This window comes from Enterobacter sp. HG048, from assembly GCF_024702055.1.
Classification (GTDB): domain Bacteria; phylum Pseudomonadota; class Gammaproteobacteria; order Enterobacterales; family Enterobacteriaceae; genus Enterobacter; species Enterobacter dykesii.
This window is the reverse complement of record NZ_JANLIZ010000007.1, coordinates 168779-185041: the sequence shown is the minus strand read 5'-3', so window position 1 is coordinate 185041 and position 16263 is coordinate 168779. Positions and strand designations below refer to the sequence as shown.

Annotated in this window: 17 protein-coding genes; 2 read left to right on the top strand and 15 right to left on the bottom strand. The window is 59.1% G+C overall.

The features are described from left to right. The 12 genes from NUX24_RS11270 to hpaG all read right to left on the bottom strand — a co-directional run. The coding region (locus NUX24_RS11270; protein WP_308280941.1) for a carbon starvation CstA family protein at positions 1-462 on the bottom strand (462 nt) is incomplete at its 3' end. 191 nt (positions 463-653) lie between these two features. Continuing rightward, complete coding sequence (locus NUX24_RS11265) at positions 654-1571, bottom strand: YafY family protein (RefSeq protein WP_257831567.1); 918 nt, start codon at positions 1569-1571, stop codon at positions 654-656. A 177-nt stretch (positions 1572-1748) separates the two neighbouring features. After that, a complete protein-coding gene (locus tag NUX24_RS11260; protein ID WP_257831565.1) occupies positions 1749-2261 on the bottom strand; it encodes a 4-hydroxyphenylacetate 3-monooxygenase reductase subunit in 513 nt (170 codons plus the stop codon). Between the two features lie 17 nt (positions 2262-2278). Beyond that, on the bottom strand, positions 2279-3841 hold the full coding sequence (gene hpaB / locus NUX24_RS11255; RefSeq protein WP_257831563.1) for a 4-hydroxyphenylacetate 3-monooxygenase, oxygenase component: 1563 nt from the start codon (positions 3839-3841) through the stop codon (positions 2279-2281). Between the two features lie 177 nt (positions 3842-4018). Beyond that, positions 4019-4951, bottom strand: coding sequence for a 4-hydroxyphenylacetate catabolism regulatory protein HpaA (hpaA, locus tag NUX24_RS11250; RefSeq protein WP_193805102.1), 933 nt, complete (start codon positions 4949-4951; stop codon positions 4019-4021). Then, positions 4923-6275 carry a 4-hydroxyphenylacetate permease gene (gene hpaX, locus NUX24_RS11245; protein ID WP_214577104.1) on the bottom strand — a complete coding sequence of 451 codons (1353 nt, stop codon included), beginning with the start codon at positions 6273-6275 and terminating at the stop codon, positions 4923-4925. The genes hpaA and hpaX overlap by 29 nt, the downstream gene beginning before the upstream one ends. Positions 6276-6296: 21 nt before the next feature. After that, positions 6297-7094 (bottom strand): 4-hydroxy-2-oxoheptanedioate aldolase, encoded by a 798-nt coding sequence (gene hpaI, locus NUX24_RS11240; RefSeq protein WP_257831560.1) that lies wholly within the window; start codon positions 7092-7094, stop codon positions 6297-6299. Positions 7095-7104: 10 nt separating this feature from the next. After that, positions 7105-7908, bottom strand: a complete 804-nt coding sequence (hpaH, locus tag NUX24_RS11235) for a 2-oxo-hept-4-ene-1,7-dioate hydratase (protein ID WP_257831558.1) — start codon at positions 7906-7908, stop codon at positions 7105-7107. Between the two features lie 54 nt (positions 7909-7962). Further along, positions 7963-8343, bottom strand: a complete 381-nt coding sequence (locus tag NUX24_RS11230; protein WP_047651633.1) for a 5-carboxymethyl-2-hydroxymuconate Delta-isomerase — start codon at positions 8341-8343, stop codon at positions 7963-7965. 9 nt (positions 8344-8352) lie between these two features. After that, positions 8353-9204, bottom strand: a complete 852-nt coding sequence (gene hpaD, locus NUX24_RS11225; RefSeq protein WP_126328895.1) for a 3,4-dihydroxyphenylacetate 2,3-dioxygenase — start codon at positions 9202-9204, stop codon at positions 8353-8355. A gap of 2 nt (positions 9205-9206) precedes the next feature. Continuing rightward, positions 9207-10673: a 5-carboxymethyl-2-hydroxymuconate semialdehyde dehydrogenase gene (gene hpaE / locus NUX24_RS11220; RefSeq protein WP_257831554.1), complete on the bottom strand. Its 1467-nt coding sequence runs from the start codon at positions 10671-10673 to the stop codon at positions 9207-9209. Beyond that, a complete protein-coding gene (hpaG, locus tag NUX24_RS11215; RefSeq protein WP_257831552.1) occupies positions 10670-11947 on the bottom strand; it encodes a 4-hydroxyphenylacetate degradation bifunctional isomerase/decarboxylase in 1278 nt (425 codons plus the stop codon). The genes hpaE and hpaG overlap by 4 nt, the downstream gene beginning before the upstream one ends. A gap of 271 nt (positions 11948-12218) precedes the next feature. Between hpaG and hpaR the strand changes: the two genes are divergently transcribed. Both hpaR and tsr read left to right on the top strand, forming a co-directional pair. After that, on the top strand, positions 12219-12659 hold the full coding sequence (gene hpaR, locus NUX24_RS11210; protein ID WP_023334396.1) for a homoprotocatechuate degradation operon regulator HpaR: 441 nt from the start codon (positions 12219-12221) through the stop codon (positions 12657-12659). An 83-nt stretch (positions 12660-12742) separates the two neighbouring features. Next, on the top strand, positions 12743-14407 hold the full coding sequence (tsr, locus tag NUX24_RS11205; protein WP_047651681.1) for a methyl-accepting chemotaxis protein: 1665 nt from the start codon (positions 12743-12745) through the stop codon (positions 14405-14407). 43 nt (positions 14408-14450) lie between these two features. On the opposite strand, the gene NUX24_RS11200 is transcribed toward tsr, so the two are convergent. Genes NUX24_RS11200 through NUX24_RS11190 form a run of 3 tightly spaced genes read right to left on the bottom strand, consistent with a single transcriptional unit; the run spans position 14451 to position 16202 of the window. Beyond that, positions 14451-14957: a GNAT family N-acetyltransferase gene (locus tag NUX24_RS11200; RefSeq protein ID WP_257831549.1), complete on the bottom strand. Its 507-nt coding sequence runs from the start codon at positions 14955-14957 to the stop codon at positions 14451-14453. 29 nt (positions 14958-14986) lie between these two features. Further along, positions 14987-15460 carry a hypothetical protein gene (locus NUX24_RS11195; protein WP_257831548.1) on the bottom strand — a complete coding sequence of 158 codons (474 nt, stop codon included), beginning with the start codon at positions 15458-15460 and terminating at the stop codon, positions 14987-14989. Position 15461: 1 nt separating this feature from the next. Beyond that, a complete protein-coding gene (locus NUX24_RS11190; protein WP_257831545.1) occupies positions 15462-16202 on the bottom strand; it encodes a winged helix-turn-helix domain-containing protein in 741 nt (246 codons plus the stop codon). Positions 16203-16263: the final 61 nt, after the last annotated feature.

Genomic DNA, 16263 nt, shown 5'->3' with positions numbered 1-16263 from the left:
TTTGCCCACCCCCCCCAGAGGGGCGCCGTGGCGGCGAGAAGAGATAACCACCACCAAGAACTCCGGCCCCCCCCCCGCCAGCACCACGCCGGCGAGCAGCCAGAGCGTACCCGGCAGGTAGCCCATCTGCGCGGCCAGCACCGGGCCGACCAGCGGGCCCGCACCGGCGATTGCGGCAAAGTGGTGGCCAAACAGCACGTAACGGTTGGTTGGCACGTAGTTCAGGCCGTCATTGTTAATGACCGCCGGGGTGGCGCGCGTCGGGTCGAGCTTCATGACCTTCTGTGCGATGTACAAGCTGTAGTAGCGATAAGCAACAAGATAGACGGAAACGGACGCAACCACGATCCACAGGGCGCTTACGTGTTCGCCCCGGCGTAATGCGACAACCGCCAGACAAAAAGCGCCGAGGATCCCGAGTAAGGCCCAGGGCACGTGCTTCAGTAGTTTTTTAGTATCCATAGTAAGACCTGGTTTTTTATGTAAAGAAAAAAGGGTCAGGGTTCGTTGTGAGGAGGTATTGATTAATGCTGGAGCGATCGTGCCAGATCCTCGCGCGTGTAAAGGACGGTAAATGAATGAGTGGTTGAAAGTGCCGGGTGAGCGGTCAAAGGGGGCGACGAGCGGTTCCGGCTCGCCGCCAGGGGGCGAAATTATGTGATTGAGATCACTTGATTATTCGGGTTACGCTCCACGGCCAGATAGCTCTCCAGCGTTCCGATCAGTTTTTCCTTTAGCCATTTCGGTTCCAGAATCTGAATATGGGGAAGCCAGTAGAACAGCAGCGGCAGGATCTGGTTCTCGTGTGCCGCCTGGCAGCGCAGCGTGACGCCGCCCTGCTGCTCCTCCAGCAGCTCTTGTTCCGGCAGAAGATCGCGGCGCAGGAAGTAATGTGAAATATTATCTTTAATGAATATTTTCACCGCGAAAGTATCTTCTGACACCCAGGGATCAAGGCTTTTCTCCAGCAGCTTACGAACATTTTCTTCGGGCGTGAAGGTCGTTTTCTGAATATCAAACCAGCTAATCTGGCTCAATGAGAAGGATTTCAGGCGGCTATTTTCGGTGGCTTGTAAATACCATATATTTTTTTTGTTAATGAGTTTATAGGGGTTAATCAGACGGGTTTTACCCTTATAAACGATCTGACAAACATTATGGTTTTTAATCGATTTCTCGATTTTCGTTAAATGGCGGCGAATATCGCGTTCTAGCGTATGTTCGGCTTCATTGCCAAGAATAAGAATATGGTTTTCGTCAACGCGCGTTTCAAGCTTCTGCCAGAATTCCGTATTTCTTTCAGGGAAAAAGCTGTCAGCATTCAGGAAGTTAGCAAGGGTATGATGTAAGCCTTGTCCGCCGGGCGATTGTGCGGAATGGATCAGCCGATATAGCCCGTTACCGGTATGTTCAACAATGGGAGAGAGGGCATTTAAATCCCGGTAGACGGTACGCTCGGTAATTTTAAATTTTTCCATTAGCGCACTGCGGTTTACCACACCGTTTAAATGTAGCTCAAGGAGAATATCGACCAGACGTTCAGCCGAGCGGCTCCGCGTCGTTTTTGCCATAAGGTCATCCTGTATATTTAGGTATGCGCTGAATGATGCGGATGCACTGACAAAGGGTGCCAGTATTCAGTCACAGAAAATTTCTCTTATGGTTATATAACGGCGTGATTTAGCGGAAACCTTAGGAGTTTTTGTAGAAAGCGGCGCTGGCCGGAAAAAAGGCCAGCGCGAGGGGGATCACACGGCGGCTTCTGCCTCCAGCATGACCGGGTGGAAACGGCGCCTGAAGTAGATCAGGCCGTGGCCCGCATCACTCAGGATGATGTTCTTAACTTCAACAAGGTAGACAAGATGCGTGCCGATGGTTTGCACCTGGCTAATCTCACCTTCCAGGCTGGCGAGCGCGCCTTTTAGCACCGGCTGCGCCAGCGGGCCTTTCTGCCAGCAGGAGAGGGCAAAGCGTTCTTCCATCGTCATACCGGTCATCCCGGCGAAATGGCGAGCCATGATCTCCTGCTCGTGGTTCAGCACGTTGACGCACAGCCTGCCGTTGCCCTGAAAGACCGGGTTCATGGCGCTGTTGGCGTTGATGCACACCATGACCGACGGCGGGGTGTCCGTCACCGAGCAGACGGCGGTGGCGGTGATACCGCAGCGGCCCGCCTCGCCCTCGGTGGTGACCACATTAACCGCAGCCGACAGGCTGCTCATCGCGTCGCGAAAACGCAGGCGTTGTTCATCTGAATACATTGCAACCTCCCGCTGCGCTATTTCAGCAGCTTGTCGAGCATGTTGATATCGCTGTTGTTGTGCAGGTGCGGTACGGTCCAGCCGTGCTGGTCGTATTCGGACATGCAGCGGTCGACCATCGCCATCATTTTGTCCATGTTGCCGGAGCTCTGCGCCTGGCGCAGACACTGCAGGCGGATCTCATCCTGGCTGCCGGAGTAGTTGATTTCGTACAGCTCGTGACGACCGCCAAACTCGCTGCCGATGGCATCCCACATCAGCTTCAAAATCTTGATGCGTTCGACGTGGTCCATGCCGTTGGAGCCGCGCACGTATTTCGCCAGATACTGGTCGATCTGCGGGTTGTTCAGATCCCGGGCGCTGGACGGGAGGTAAATCAGTCCGGACGTCACGTTACGCTCGATGATGTTCTTGATCTTGGCGTAGGCCATCGGGGCCATCACGCGGTAGGTTTGCAGCGCGGCGTGATCCGACAGATACGCGCCGTTGACCCACGGGGTGGCTTCAGAACACATGGAGTCACTTAGCGCCCAGAACATGTTGCGCCAGGCCACCACTTCGCCGAGATCCGCCTGCACGCCACGGAACTCCAGGGTACCGGTGCACTCCAGGGATTTCTTCAGCAGGGCGGTGATGAAGTCGAGCTTCACCGCCAGACGCACGCAGGCCTGCAGCGGATACATACGGGCGAAACCGCCTTCCATCGTCCAGCGACGGCAGCGGTCGAAATCGCGGTAGATCAGCACGTTTTCCCACGGGATCAGCACGTGATCCATCACCAGGATCGCGTCGTTCTCGTCGAAGCGGCTGGAGAGCGGGTAGTCGTAAGGTGATCCGGTTGCGCCAGCCACCATCTCGTAAGAGGCGCGGGAGATCAGCTTCACGCCTTCGGCATCCATCGGCGCGACGAACATCAGCGCGAAGTCCGGGTTTTCGCCCATCACCTGCGCGGAGCCGAAGCCGATCATGTTGTAGTGGGTCAGGGCGGAGTTGGTGGCTACCACTTTCGCGCCGCTGACGATAATCCCGGCGTCGGTCTCTTTCTCCAGCTTGATGTAGACGTCTTTCACCTCGTCTGCCGGCTTGTGACGGTCGATCGGAGGGTTAACGATGGCGTGGTTAAAGTACAGGCCGGTTTCCTGAATGCGCGTGTACCAGTTACGGGCGTTCTGTTCGAACTGGCCGTAGAAGGCCGGGTTGGCGCCGAGCGCGCAGCCGAACGCGGCTTTGTAGTCCGGCGTGCGGCCCATCCAGCCGTAGCTCAGGCGCGACCACTCGGCGATGGCGTCGCGCTGCTGGCGCAGGTCGTCGGCGCTTTTCGCCACGCGGAAGAACTTGTGGGTATAGCCGCCGCTGCCGGTGTCGGTACCCCAGCAGAGCGTGTCCTGCATCTCCGGCTTGTGCAGCGCGTCGTACATCTGCGCGATGGAGGCCGCCGCGTTGCGAAACGCCGGATGGGTGGTGACGTCTTTGACGCGCTCGCCGTAGATATAAATCTCACGACCGTCCTGCAGGCTTTTTAAATACTCTTCGCCGGTTAACGGGCGTTTGGCATCAGCGCGGAACTCTTCAGGCTTCATAGGGACCTCGTATCGGAATAGGGTTGTTAAATTTATGTTTTGTTTTTGTTGTTTAATTGAAGCCTGAGAGGGACGTAACGTGAAGGGACGATTGGGACAACGGCGGGTACTTTTCGCGAGAGATCGCAGAGTGTGATTTCCCTCACCCTAACCCTCTCCCAAAGGGAGAGGGGACGGTTACTCCCTCTCCCTTTGGGAGAGGGCCGGGGTGAGGGGAACAGGCGATACCGGTACTTTCTGCGCCCGATACGCGCTCGGCGAACACCCCACTAAGCGGTTAAAAAACCGGGCAAAGTAGGCCGGATCCTTAAACCCCAGCTGCCAGGCAATGTCGCTGACCGCGCTGTCGGAAAAGAGCAGCAAGCGTCTGGCCTCCCGCAGCTGGCGGTCGAAGATCAGGCGTTTTGGTGGGCGATTGGCGAAGCGGCGGCAGATATCTGTCAGGCGGGATTCGGTCAGGTGCAGCTCGCTGGCATATTCCGGCACCGTCCAGTGCTGGTGGTAGTGGGCATCTATCAGCTGGGTAAAGCGCTGGAACAGCTTCAGCTCGCCGCGCATGCCGCCTGAAGCGTGGTCGTCGAGCTTCGCGTTGCGCAGCAGCAGGGTAAACACCGCCTGCGCCAGCAGGACTAGCGTGTGCTCGCGCCCGGGCAGCTGTTCCGTGGATTCCCGGGCAATCAGCTGCCAGTAGTGCTTCAGCGCCGCCAGCTCGTCCGGCCTGTCGGAAAGCGAAAGGCAGATCCCCGGCAGGCCAAACGCTTCCCGCGTGCCGGGGTAGAGCACCTCCAGCAGCGGCCAGATCAGGTCCTCGCGTACCGTCAGCACGTGACCATCGCTGTCGGATTCGGTGATAAACGCGTGCGGTACCGACGGCGGCGTGAGGACGAACAGCGGGGCCTGCACCGAGTAGCGGTGATCGTCGAGCTGGAGCTCAATCTGCCCGGTATCGAGAAAGTGCATCTGAAAATACTGGTCGTGACGGTGCGCCTGCATGTCGCGGCCAAAAAAGGCCGCCATGCGCGCGAACGACTGGTAGTGCACATCGTCGGTGCCCAGACTTTCGTCGTACTCCTTGCTGATATCAATGTTGGCGATAGGGCTCTGGCACATGATCGTTCCTCTGTTGATCCCGCTGCGTCATCGGGATGCGCGTCAGCACCAGCGCGCCGACCACCAGCAGCCCGGCCACAAACCACAGCCCGGAGCTGAAGCTACCGGTGGCGTCGCGCAGGATCCCAATCAGCAATGGGCTGACGGCGGATCCGACGTTGCCGATGGCGTTGATCACCGCCAGCGCCACCGCGCGGGACTGCAGGCTAATCACCCGATCCGGCGTGGTCCAGAATATGGCCATGGCGGTGAAGGATCCGGTTGAGGCCATAATGATGCCAAGCAGCTGGATCAGGCTGTGATCGGTGGCCGAGGCCAGCATCCATCCCGCCGCGGCGAACAGGTACGGCAGGATGGTGTGCTTTTTTCGCTCTTTCAGCCTGTCGGAGCGTCGGCTCCACCAGATCATCCCGAGAATGGTACAAAACTGCGGGATCGCCGCCAGCAGGCCGATGACGATATTGCTGCTTCCCGTGTTGAAGCTCTGCAGGATCTGCGGCGTCCAGATGTTGATGGCGCTGAGCGTGTTGGTCAGGCAGAAGTAGGCCAGCGTGTAGAGCAGCACCGCCGGGGTCAGCACCTCGCGCAGCGTCGATCGCGGCGTGACGGACTGGGCAATGGCGACCTCCTGCTCGCGGGCGATCATCGTTTTCAGCGCCTGCTTTTCGTCGTCGTCGAGCCAGGTGGCCTGATCCGGCGTGTCGTTGAGGTAAAACCAGGTCACCACGCCGAGCACCACCGACGGCAGCCCCTCCAGCAGGAACAGCCACTGCCAGCCCTTCAGGTTCCACAGCCCGTCCATCGCCAGAATGTAGCCGGAGAGGATCGAACCGAGCATCATGGTCACCGGCATGGCGATCATAAACAGCGCGTTGGCGCGGGCGCGGTGATACGCCGGGAACCACCAGGTGAGATAGACCAGGATCCCCGGCAGGAAACCGGCTTCGGCAATGCCCACCAGCATGCGCAGAACGTAGAGCGTTTCAGGGCTGGTGGCGAACATGGTGCAGGTGGAGGCGATGCCCCACACCACCATGATCCCGGCGATCCAGCGGCGTGCGCCGATCTTCGCCAGCATGATGTTGCTCGGGATGCCGCACAGCACGTAGGTGACATAAAACAGCGTCGCGGCCAGGCCAAACATGGTCGACGTGAGGCCCAGATCCTTGCCCATCGTCAACCCGGCAAAGCCGATGTTGATACGATCGAGAAACGAAAAGACAAACAGGATAAAGAGAAAGACGATCAGGCGTCGGAACAGCTTGTTAATGGCGCGATGTTCAACAGCTTTATTATCATGGGCTTGCAGGGTAGAGGTCGTCATGGTGCGCTCCAGATCTTACGTTTAGTAGACGGATTTATTGTTATTAACTGACGTAACCGGTGGTTCGATAAAGCGTGCCGCCAGCGCTTCGGCGCCGCGGGCGAGCAGGGTGGTGTCGACGCCGACGGCGACAAACAGCGCGCCGATTTCAAGGTAACGTTTCGCCAGCGGCTCGTTCGCCATCAGGATGCCGGGCGCTTTACCGGCGGCGCATATCTGCGCGATCGCCTGCTCGATGGCGGCCTGCACCTCCGGGTGCTGCGGGTTGCCGGCAAAGCCCATGTCGGCGCTCAGATCCGCTGGGCCGATAAACACGCCGTCAACGCCTTCCACGTCGAGGATCTGCGGCAGGTTTTTCAGCGCCTCGCGGGTTTCGATCTGCACCAGCACGCACATGGCGTCGTTGGCCTGCTGCAGGTAATCCGGAATGCGGTTCCAGCGCGACGCGCGCGCCAGGGCGCTGCCGACGCCGCGAATGCCCGCAGGCGGGTAGCGGGTGGCACGCACCGCCAGCCGCGCTTCGTCGGCGTTTTGCACCATCGGCACCAGCAGGGTTTGCGCGCCCACGTCCAGCAGCTGTTTTATCTGCACCGGGTCGTTCCACGACGGGCGCACCACCGGCTGGCTGGGATAAGGCGCGATGGCCTGTAATTGGGTTAACACGGTTTGCACATTATTCGGCGCGTGCTCGCCGTCGATCAGCAGCCAGTCGAAGCCTGCTCCGGCCAGCAGCTCGGCGCTGTAGCTGCTGGTGAGCCCCAGCCATAAACCGATTTGCGGACGGCCCGCCTTCAGCGCCGCTTTGAATGCGTTTTGCATGGTTGCCTCCTTACACAAAGCGGCAGCTGATGGAGCCCATGTTGCCGTAGTCAACGTGGAAGGTGTCGCCTCTGCTGGCGGGCACCGGGCGGGTAAAGGAGCCGCCGAGAATAATCTGGCCGGGCTCAAGCTGCACGTCGTACGGTGCCAGCTTGTTCGCCAGCCACGCCACGCCGTTCGCCGGGTGGTTAAGCACGCCTGCGGCAACGCCGGTCTCTTCGATCACGCCGTTGCGGTAGAGCAGGGCGGAGATCCAGCGCAGATCCAGCTCGTCGGGCTTAATCGGGCGACCGCCGAGGATCACCCCCGCGTTGGCGGCGTTATCGGAGATGGTATCGAACACCTTGCGCGGGCGCTGGGTCTCCGGGTCAACGTTGTGGCAGCGGGCGTCGATCAGCTCCAGCGCGGGGATCACGTAGTCCGTAGCGTTGTAGACGTCGAAGATCGTGCTGTTCGGGCCGCGCAGCGGTTTTGCCAGCACGAAGGCCAGCTCCACTTCGATGCGCGGGACGATGAAGCGATCGACGGGAATATCGCTGCCGTCGTGGAAGAACATGTCGTCCAGCAGCGCGCCGTAGTCCGGCTCGCTAATCTGCGAGCTGGCCTGCATCGCTTTGGAGGTCAGGCCGATCTTGTGGCCCTTCAGCACGCGGCCTTCGGCAATCTTCAGGCTGACCCATTCGCGCTGGACGGCGTAGGCGTCGTCGATGGTGATCGTCGGGTAGTCAAGGGAGATCTGGCGGATCTGCTCCCGGGACTGTTCCGCCTGATGCAGACGATGGGCGATCAGGGTATGGGTATGTTTGTCGAGCATGGCGATATCCTGTTTTATATTTTTCTCCCTCTCCCCCTGGGAGAAGGGACGGGATTACTTAAACAGCGCGTGCACGTTGTTTTGTTTGTAATTGAGCGTCGGATGCAGCTCGTCCAGCTCGAACGACAGCGCCAGATAGCGGCTAGCCATCAGCTCCGCAAAATGCGTTTTGATCAGCGCAAACAGCATTTCACCGACCTCTTCCCGGCTCTCCAGGCTGCGCCCGGAACCAATCTTCAGCGTCATATGCACGAAGGCGTAATCGTGCCTGCCGTCGGCCATCTGCCAGGTGTCCAGCCAGTGGGCGCGGCTGCGAATGCCGCCGATGGGGAATATGCCCGTGGCGGCGAGCGCCTCGTTCACTTTGGCAAACAGCCCCGGCAGGTCGGCCTGCTCGCGGATGTTGTCGGTACATTCAGCAATAAAGTGCGGCATGGTGGCTCCTTACGCGGGCAGGGGGAAAACGGCGTTAACCTGGCCGGTACCGGAGCTGGCGAACAGCTCGGTGAGGAACTCCACCTTGCCGTCGTACTGGTCCCAGCCGAGCATCCCCAGCAGCATCACCGTGTCGTGCATGTTGCCCTCGCCGTAGCAGTAGTCGGCGTACTCCGGCAGCATGCTGCAAAACTCCTTAAACTGACCCTCACGCCACAGCTTCACCACGCGCTCGTCCATCTGGCGGTCGAACTCGCGGGTGTAGCTGTTCATCCCTTCTTCCGCACGCTGGTCGTCGATAAAGCGGTGCGACAGCGAGCCGCTGGCGAGCACCGCCACGGTGCCGTCGTATTTTTCGATGGCGCTGACGATGGCCTCGCCCAGCCTGCGGCTGTCGGCGAAGTCGTGAACCGTGCAGAACGCCGAAATAGAGACCACCTTGAAGTGCTTATCCGCGTTCATGTAGCGCATCGGCACCAGCGTGCCGTACTCCAGCTTCAGGCTCGGAATGTTGTGCGCTTTGGCGCGCACGCCGAGCTTCACCGCCTCGTCGGCGATGAGCTGGCCGAGTTCCGGATTGCCGTCGTAGTCGTAGGTCATGTCGCGGATAAAGTGCGGCAGCTCGTTGCTGGTGTAGACGCCCGAAAAATGGTCCGCACAGTTGATGTGGTAGGCGCTGTTCACCAGCCAGTGGGTGTCGAAGACGATAATGGTATCGACGCCCAGCTCCCGGCAGCGCTTGCTAATTTCTTTATGCCCGTCGATGGCGCCCTGGCGGCAGCCGTGGTTTTTGCCCGGCAGCTCGGAGAGATACATTGACGGAACGTGGGTGATTTTTGCCGCTAACGCTAATTTACCCATGGTCACATCCCCCACTTTGGAATCGGATGGTCGCCCATGGAGATGCAGACGTTCTTCATCTCCGCGAACACCTCGAAGCTATACTCGCCGCCCTCGCGGCCGGTGCCGGAGGCCTTCACGCCGCCAAACGGCTGGCGCAGGTCGCGCACGTTCTGGGTGTTCACAAACACCATGCCCGCTTCGATATTGCGCGCCAGGCGCAGTACCTTGCTGACGTCCTGGGTCCAGATGTATGACGCCAGGCCGTACTCCACGTCGTTCGCCAGGCGCAGGCCTTCCGCTTCGTCCTTAAACGGCAGCAGGCAGGCCACCGGCCCGAAGATCTCCTCCTGCGCCACGCGCATGCGGTTGTCGACGTCCGCCAGCACGGTCGGGCGCAGGAAGTTGCCGCCCTTCAGGTGCGCAGGCAGGTCGGTCGGTTTGTCCGGGCCGCCCGCCAGCAGGGTCGCGCCCTCTTCAATGCCGAGGCGGATGTAGCCGGAGACTTTTTCCCAGTGCTGCTGGCTGATGAGCGCGCCAATCTGGGTGGTCGGATCGGTCGGGTCGCCCACGCGCAGGCGGTTGGCGCGCTCGGCAAAGCGCTTGACGAATTCCGGGTAGATGCTCTGCTGGATAAAGATGCGCGAGCCGGCGGTGCAGCGCTCGCCGTTGATGGAGAAGATGGTGAACAGGGCGGCGTCCAGTGCGCGCTCGATGTCGGCATCTTCAAAAATCAGCACCGGGGATTTGCCGCCCAGCTCCATGGAATATTTCTTCAGCCCGGCGTTTTTCATGATGTTGCGGCCGGTGGCGGTGCCGCCGGTGAAGGAGACGGCGCGCACGTCGTGATGGCGCACCAGCGCGTCGCCCGCCGTTGCGCCGTAGCCCTGCACCACGTTGAGCACGCCCGCCGGAATACCCGCCTCCAGCGCCAGCTCGCCCAGACGGTCGGCGGTCAGCGGGGAGAGTTCAGACATCTTCAGCACCGCGGTGTTTCCGAGTGCCAGGCACGGCGCGACCTTCCAGGTGGCGGTCATAAACGGCACGTTCCACGGCGACACCAGCGCGCAGACGCCCACCGGCTGCACCAGGGTGTAGTTGAGCATCTTGTCGTCAACCGGATAGGTCTTGCCGTTCATCTGCTGGCACACCTCGGCGAAAAATTCGAAGTTGTGCGAGGCGCGCGGAATGAGCACGTTTTTGGTCTGGTGGATCGGCAGCCCGGTATCGGCGGTTTCCATCGCGGCGATCTCCGGCACGTTCTGGTCGATCAGATCCCCCAGACGGCGCATCAGGCGCGCGCGCTCCTTCATCGGCAGGTTAGCCCACTTCGGGAACGCCTCTTTGGCGGCGGCGACGGCCTGGTGAATTTCAGCTTCACCGCCGGCGGCGACTTCCGCTAATACCTCGCCGGAAGCCGGGTTGGTGGTGTGGAAGTACTCGCTTCCGGCGACGTTTTTACCGTTGATCCAGTGGTTAATCTTTTTCATTTTGCAGTCTCCTCGCTGACAATTCGGTTCACCAGGCGTCCCACGCCCTCCACTTCCACCACCACCTCATCGCCCGGCACCACGTCGGACAGCCCCTTCGGCGTGCCGGTGGCAATCATGTCGCCCGGCTGCAGGGTCATAAAATCGCTCAGGTACGCAATCAGGTACGGGATGCTGAAAATGAGATCGGCGGTGGTGCCTTCCTGGCGCAGCTCGCCGTTAACGAAGGTGCGCAGGGCGAGGTTGTGCGGGTCGGGAATGGCCGCTTTCGGCACGATGTGGGGGGAAATGGGCGTCAGCCCGTCGCGGCTTTTCACCCTCAGGTTCGGGCGGTAGTAGTTTTCCAGGTAGTCGCGGATGGCGTAGTCGTTGCAGACCGTATAGCCCGCAACATAGTCCATCGCCTCGGCTTCGCTGACCTTGCGGGCGGTTTTACCGATGACCACCACCAGCTCCGCTTCGTAATGCATGTATTCGATATTGTTCGGGCGCACCGACGTCTGGCCGTCGCCGTTGAAGGTGTTTGGCGCTTTGATAAATACCAGCGGCTCGGTCGGCGGCTTGAAGTCCAGCTCGCTGGCGTGATCGGCATAGTTCAGACCGAGGGCAAACAGCGTGGCGTGTGGCGGCGTGCGGTGCGTGTGAGCGACGTCGCGTTCATCTACCACCGGGTTTTCCAGCGGCGGAAAGCCTTCTGCCAGAATGCGCACGCGATCGCCCGGGCGGATCTCAACGCGGCTTTGCGGGGTGCCGAGCAGGATCGCATCGCCGGGATTGAGGGTGGCGAACTCGCTCAGGGTGCTCAGCAGTTCGGCGGCGTTACGCTGAAGATCGGCCGTGCTCCAGTGGTCCGCTTCGCGGCCGTTGATCTCGGTGATGATCGTCAGGCTATCCACGTTATCAACGGCGACCAGCTCGCCGAGCGGGCAAAATCCGTCCCGGCATTTGGCCTTGATGGCCGGGCGGTAGAAGCTCTCTTCCGGCAGGCTCACCTCGTTGGCGAGCGCGTACCCTGCAATGTACGCCGCGGCGTCCTCCGCGCGCACCCTGCTGGCGGTTTTGCCCACCACCAGCGCCACCGTCGCGCCGCTCAGCACCGTTTCCCCGTGCGGGAAGGGGATCGGCTCGCCCGCGCGGATCACCGTGTTATGCGGTTTGATAAACCACACCGCCGTTTTCGGCGGCGTGTTGTAGGGCGCTTTTTCAAAGGCCTCACGCCAGGCTTCGCGCTGGCTTTGATGGTTGAGGGCGACGGCAAAAACGGTACCTTTCATTCATATACTCCTCACCCCGGCGGTCCGGGTTGTGATTTCATTAATATGTTAATGATCTGGTTTTATGCTTTTGCTGTTTATTTCGCAATCAGAAGTGAAAGATTTGTGATGGGAATAACAATAAATTTACATTTCGTGTTTTGTTTATATTTAAATCAAAGGTTTAATAAAATTGATGGGTTTCTGTTAGACTTTTTGACGGAAAACGTGTTGTTTATAAAAGCATCTTTTAGTGATTGTTTACTTGTTAATGATGTTAAGGGGAGAGGCTATGCATGATTCATTAACTATCGCGCTGCTGCAGGCGCGGGAAGCGGCGATGTCGTACTTCCGCCCGATCGTGAAGCGGCATAACCTGACCGAGCAGCAGTGGCGCATTGTGCGCGTGCTGGCTGAACATCCGTCGATGGATTTTCACGATCTGGCGTTTCGCACCTGCATCCTGCGCCCGAGCCTGACGGGCATTCTGACGCGGATGGAGCGCGACGGCCTGGTGCTGCGCTTAAAGCCGGTGAACGACCAGCGCAAGCTGTACGTGTCACTGACCAAAGAGGGGAATGCGCTGTATGAACACGCCCAGGCGCAGGTCGAAGAGGCGTATCAGCAGATCGAGGCGGAATACACGCCGGAGAAGATGAAACAGCTGACGGCGCTGCTGGAAGAGTTTATTGAACTCGGAAACCGGCATAACGCAGCGCGGGAAGAAGAGTAAAAACCACAAATTCCAGGATGATTTTCGTAAAGTTTTCCCTTTCCAGGCCGAAAATTCTGTATCTGTCTGAGGAAAGAGAAAACATGTTAAACCGTATCAAGATTGTCACCAGCTTAATGCTGGTTTTAGCGATATTTGGCCTTTTACAACTCACGTCCGGTGGTCTTTTCTTTAATGCCCTTAAGAATGACAAAGAGAATTTCACCGTCCTGCAAACCATTCGCCAGCAACAATCCACGCTGAACGCCAGCTGGGTCGCGTTGCTGCAAACCCGTAATACCCTGAACCGTGCGGGTATCCGCTACATGATGGATCAGAGCAATATCGGCAGCGGCGCGACCGTTAACGATTTGATGCAAATCGCGTCTACGTCTCTGAAACAGGCGGAAAAAAACTGGGCTGCCTACGAAGCCCTGCCGCGCGATCCGCGTCAAAGCGATGCGGATGCCATGGAGATCAAGCGTAACTATGATATTTACCACGGCGCGCTGGCGGAGCTGATTCAGCTGCTGGGCGCGGGCAAAATCAACGCCTTCTTCGACCAGCCGACCCAGAGCTATCAGGACGGTTTTGAGAAGCAGTATGTGAGCTACCTGCAGCAGAACGACAAGCTGTATCAGACGGCGGTCGAAGACAGCAACAGCTCCTACAGCCAGGCTATCTGGGTGCTGATTAGCGTTCTGATTGCCGTACTGGTAGTGATCGTGGCCGTCTGGCTCAACATCAAGCAGACGCTGATCTCTCCACTGAATCGTCTGATCGACAACATTCGCCATATCGCCAGCGGCGACCTGGTGAAGCGTATTGAAGTTCAGGGCACCAACGAGATGGGTGAACTGGCCGACTCGCTGCGCCATATGCAGGGTGAGCTGGTGCGTACCGTTGGCGACGTGCGTAACGGCGCGAACGCTATCTACAGCGGCGCGAGCGAAATTGCGATGGGCAATAACGACCTCTCTTCCCGTACTGAACAGCAGGCCGCTTCCCTGGAAGAGACCGCTGCCAGCATGGAGCAGCTGACGGCGACCGTTAAGCAGAACGCCGAGAACGCCCGTCAGGCGAGCCATCTTGCGCTCAGCGCCTCTGAAACCGCGCAGAAAGGCGGCAAAGTGGTGGATAACGTGGTGCAGACCATGCGCGATATCGCGGGCAGTTCGCAGAAAATTGCCGACATTATCAGCGTGATCGACGGCATTGCCTTCCAGACCAACATTCTGGCACTGAACGCGGCGGTAGAAGCGGCGCGTGCGGGCGAGCAGGGTCGTGGTTTTGCGGTGGTGGCAGGTGAAGTGCGTAACTTGGCCCAGCGCAGCGCCCAGGCGGCTCGCGAGATTAAGAGCCTGATTGAAGACTCCGTGGGCCGCGTGGAAGTGGGCTCAACGCTGGTAGAAAGCGCCGGTGAAACCATGGGTGAGATCGTGAACGCGGTGACCCGCGTAACGGACATCATGGGTGAAATCGCCTCTGCGTCTGACGAGCAGAGCCGCGGTATCGACCAGGTGGGTCTGGCGGTAGCCGAGATGGATCGCGTGACCCAGCAGAACGCCTCGCTGGTTGAGGAATCTGCCGCAGCGGCCGCCGCACTGGAAGAGCAGGCGAGCCGTCTGACTCAGGCCGTGGCGGTGTTCCGCATTCAGCAGGAGCAGATGAAAGCGCGCGAGTTCGCTGCGGCTAAAGCGGTTTCCACGCCGGTGATGGCGCGTAAAACCGCGACGGCCGATTCAGGCGATAACTGGGAAACGTTCTAATCCTGCGCGTTGTGCCGGGTGGCGGCTACGCCACTCGGCAATATTACAGAGGCAGGCGCATGGCGCAGCGCGTCTCATACGCTAAGCCGTGCGCTGCTTCTTCTTCCCGTTTTTCACGCAGTTCAGGCGTGAGTTCAGTTACGTATTCAAACCCCAGCTTTGCATAGAACGGCGCGTTCCACGGTACGTCCCTGAACGTCGTCAACGTTAGCGACGCCAGCCCCAGCGTGCGGGCATGGTCAGCCGCACGGGCGATGAGCTGCCGGCCAATCCCCTTTCCCTGCCAGTCCAGATCAACCGAAAGCTCCACGATAAAAAGCGACGAAGAGTGCGCTTCGGCGAGGATAAACCCGACGGGCTGGCCGTTCGCCAGCGCCAGCCAGCTTAGCCCACGTTCGGCATACCCAAGGTGCTGCTCAGCGGAAATGACCTCGCCGTCGGCAAGCCAGGCGAGATCCGGACTTTCACGAAAGCGCTCGCCCGCCGCGCGTTCAATGGCGGGCAGGGCGATAATGTCGTTAGGGGTAGTGGGGCGAATATGAATGTGCATGGCGGCAAGTATAGCCTCACCCGTCGCCATTATTCCGAGCAGATCAGCACCGGCGAGTAAAAATTGCTGATCACCAGCGCGTCTTCCGGCGTGCGCTCTATCGTCAGAAGCCTTTTATTGCCCAGCGTCAGGCCCGCGACGTACTTTTCAAAGACCCCGGGCGGCATGGCATCGTGGCTAAAACGCTCCACTTTTTGAATGATAATTTCATACAGTTCGCCCTCCACGTGACGCCATTTAAACATCTCCTGGCGGGAAACCTCCCAGCTGCGCGGGGCATTCACCACGCTGCCGTTTAGCGTGATGTACCCCGTTTTGTCAGGATGAAAACGCATAATGATCTCGCCGTCAAAGGTGAAATCGTGGCTGTCGCGCCGGTCGGAGAAGGTCAGGTTTCCATCGCAGGCTACCGATAGCGGGGGCGTGTGGAAGTACCAGGCCAGCGCGGCGCCCAGCAGCAGCAGGTTGAGGAGCAGGATTAGCCAAACTTTTTTGTGTTTCATATCACCACTCGTAATAGTAAAGCGTACGACAGGCGCTGGCTTTGCCCCGCGTGAGTGAACACTGGGAGAGCACCAGCCGCCCTTCGTGGCCGTAGAAAAGCGTTCTCTGAATGTGCATATAGAAAATCGAATTTTTCAGGCACGGAAGATGGCCGTCCTGCTGAAGAGTCTGCGCCAGCCCAATCGCCTTCTCATGGAACACGTCCGCCAGCGGCGTAAAGGTGTAGACCGGACAGGTGCCGATATGCGTCAGCAGATGGATCTCCCGCTGCGAGTTTTCTGGCTTGATGAGCGCTATCCAGATGCATAGCGCAACGACGACCAGCGTGAGCGCGCCGCAGAACAGCCATTCCGGGCGAACGCGCCATGCAGCTTGCGCCGTTTCGGCGGTCGGTGGGGCCTCCTCCAGCGGGGTAACCGTGACGTCTGCGCTGAGCATAAAGCCTGTTTTCGGTACGGTAACGATAAACAGCTCGTCGGGTAGCAGGGTCGCCAGCATCTTGCGCAGAATGCTGATGTACTGGTTTAAGGAGTTATTAGACCCCTGGAGCCCTCGCCGATCCCAGACTTCCTGAAGAAAGGTTTCCCGTTCGACCACGTTCCCATGATGCTGAACCAGCAGCCTCAGGATGGTATTGGCCGTACAGGTGAGGAGCTGCGCATCGTCATCCGGCGCATTGATAAGAGAAACAGAACCGTCCTCGTCGTTATAGACGATGGCGTCAGCAAGCAGGTATTTCATAAGTTGTTGTAATAAAAACAGAGATAACGAATATAAAGAGAAGGCTTACGCCTTCCGGGCA

Bases quoted from the DNA above. Each gene is read 5' to 3' on its own strand.
- hpaH (WP_257831558.1), bottom strand. From the start codon at position 7,908: ATGCTCGACAAACATACCCATACCCTGATCGCCCATCGTCTGCATCAG.
- NUX24_RS11195 (WP_257831548.1), bottom strand. From the start codon at position 15,460: ATGAAACACAAAAAAGTTTGGCTAATCCTGCTCCTCAACCTGCTGCTG.
- hpaI (WP_257831560.1), bottom strand. From the start codon at position 7,094: ATGCAAAACGCATTCAAAGCGGCGCTGAAGGCGGGCCGTCCGCAAATC.
- hpaX (WP_214577104.1), bottom strand. From the start codon at position 6,275: ATGACGACCTCTACCCTGCAAGCCCATGATAATAAAGCTGTTGAACAT.
- hpaR (WP_023334396.1), top strand. From the start codon at position 12,219: ATGCATGATTCATTAACTATCGCGCTGCTGCAGGCGCGGGAAGCGGCG.
- NUX24_RS11260 (WP_257831565.1), bottom strand. From the start codon at position 2,261: ATGTATTCAGATGAACAACGCCTGCGTTTTCGCGACGCGATGAGCAGC.
- hpaB (WP_257831563.1), bottom strand. From the start codon at position 3,841: ATGAAGCCTGAAGAGTTCCGCGCTGATGCCAAACGCCCGTTAACCGGC.
- NUX24_RS11265 (WP_257831567.1), bottom strand. From the start codon at position 1,571: ATGGCAAAAACGACGCGGAGCCGCTCGGCTGAACGTCTGGTCGATATT.
- NUX24_RS11230 (WP_047651633.1), bottom strand. From the start codon at position 8,343: ATGCCGCACTTTATTGCTGAATGTACCGACAACATCCGCGAGCAGGCC.
- hpaE (WP_257831554.1), bottom strand. From the start codon at position 10,673: ATGAAAAAGATTAACCACTGGATCAACGGTAAAAACGTCGCCGGAAGC.
- tsr (WP_047651681.1), top strand. From the start codon at position 12,743: ATGTTAAACCGTATCAAGATTGTCACCAGCTTAATGCTGGTTTTAGCG.
- NUX24_RS11190 (WP_257831545.1), bottom strand. From the start codon at position 16,202: ATGAAATACCTGCTTGCTGACGCCATCGTCTATAACGACGAGGACGGT.
- hpaD (WP_126328895.1), bottom strand. From the start codon at position 9,204: ATGGGTAAATTAGCGTTAGCGGCAAAAATCACCCACGTTCCGTCAATG.
- hpaA (WP_193805102.1), bottom strand. From the start codon at position 4,951: ATGTGCCAGAGCCCTATCGCCAACATTGATATCAGCAAGGAGTACGAC.
- NUX24_RS11200 (WP_257831549.1), bottom strand. From the start codon at position 14,957: ATGCACATTCATATTCGCCCCACTACCCCTAACGACATTATCGCCCTG.
- hpaG (WP_257831552.1), bottom strand. From the start codon at position 11,947: ATGAAAGGTACCGTTTTTGCCGTCGCCCTCAACCATCAAAGCCAGCGC.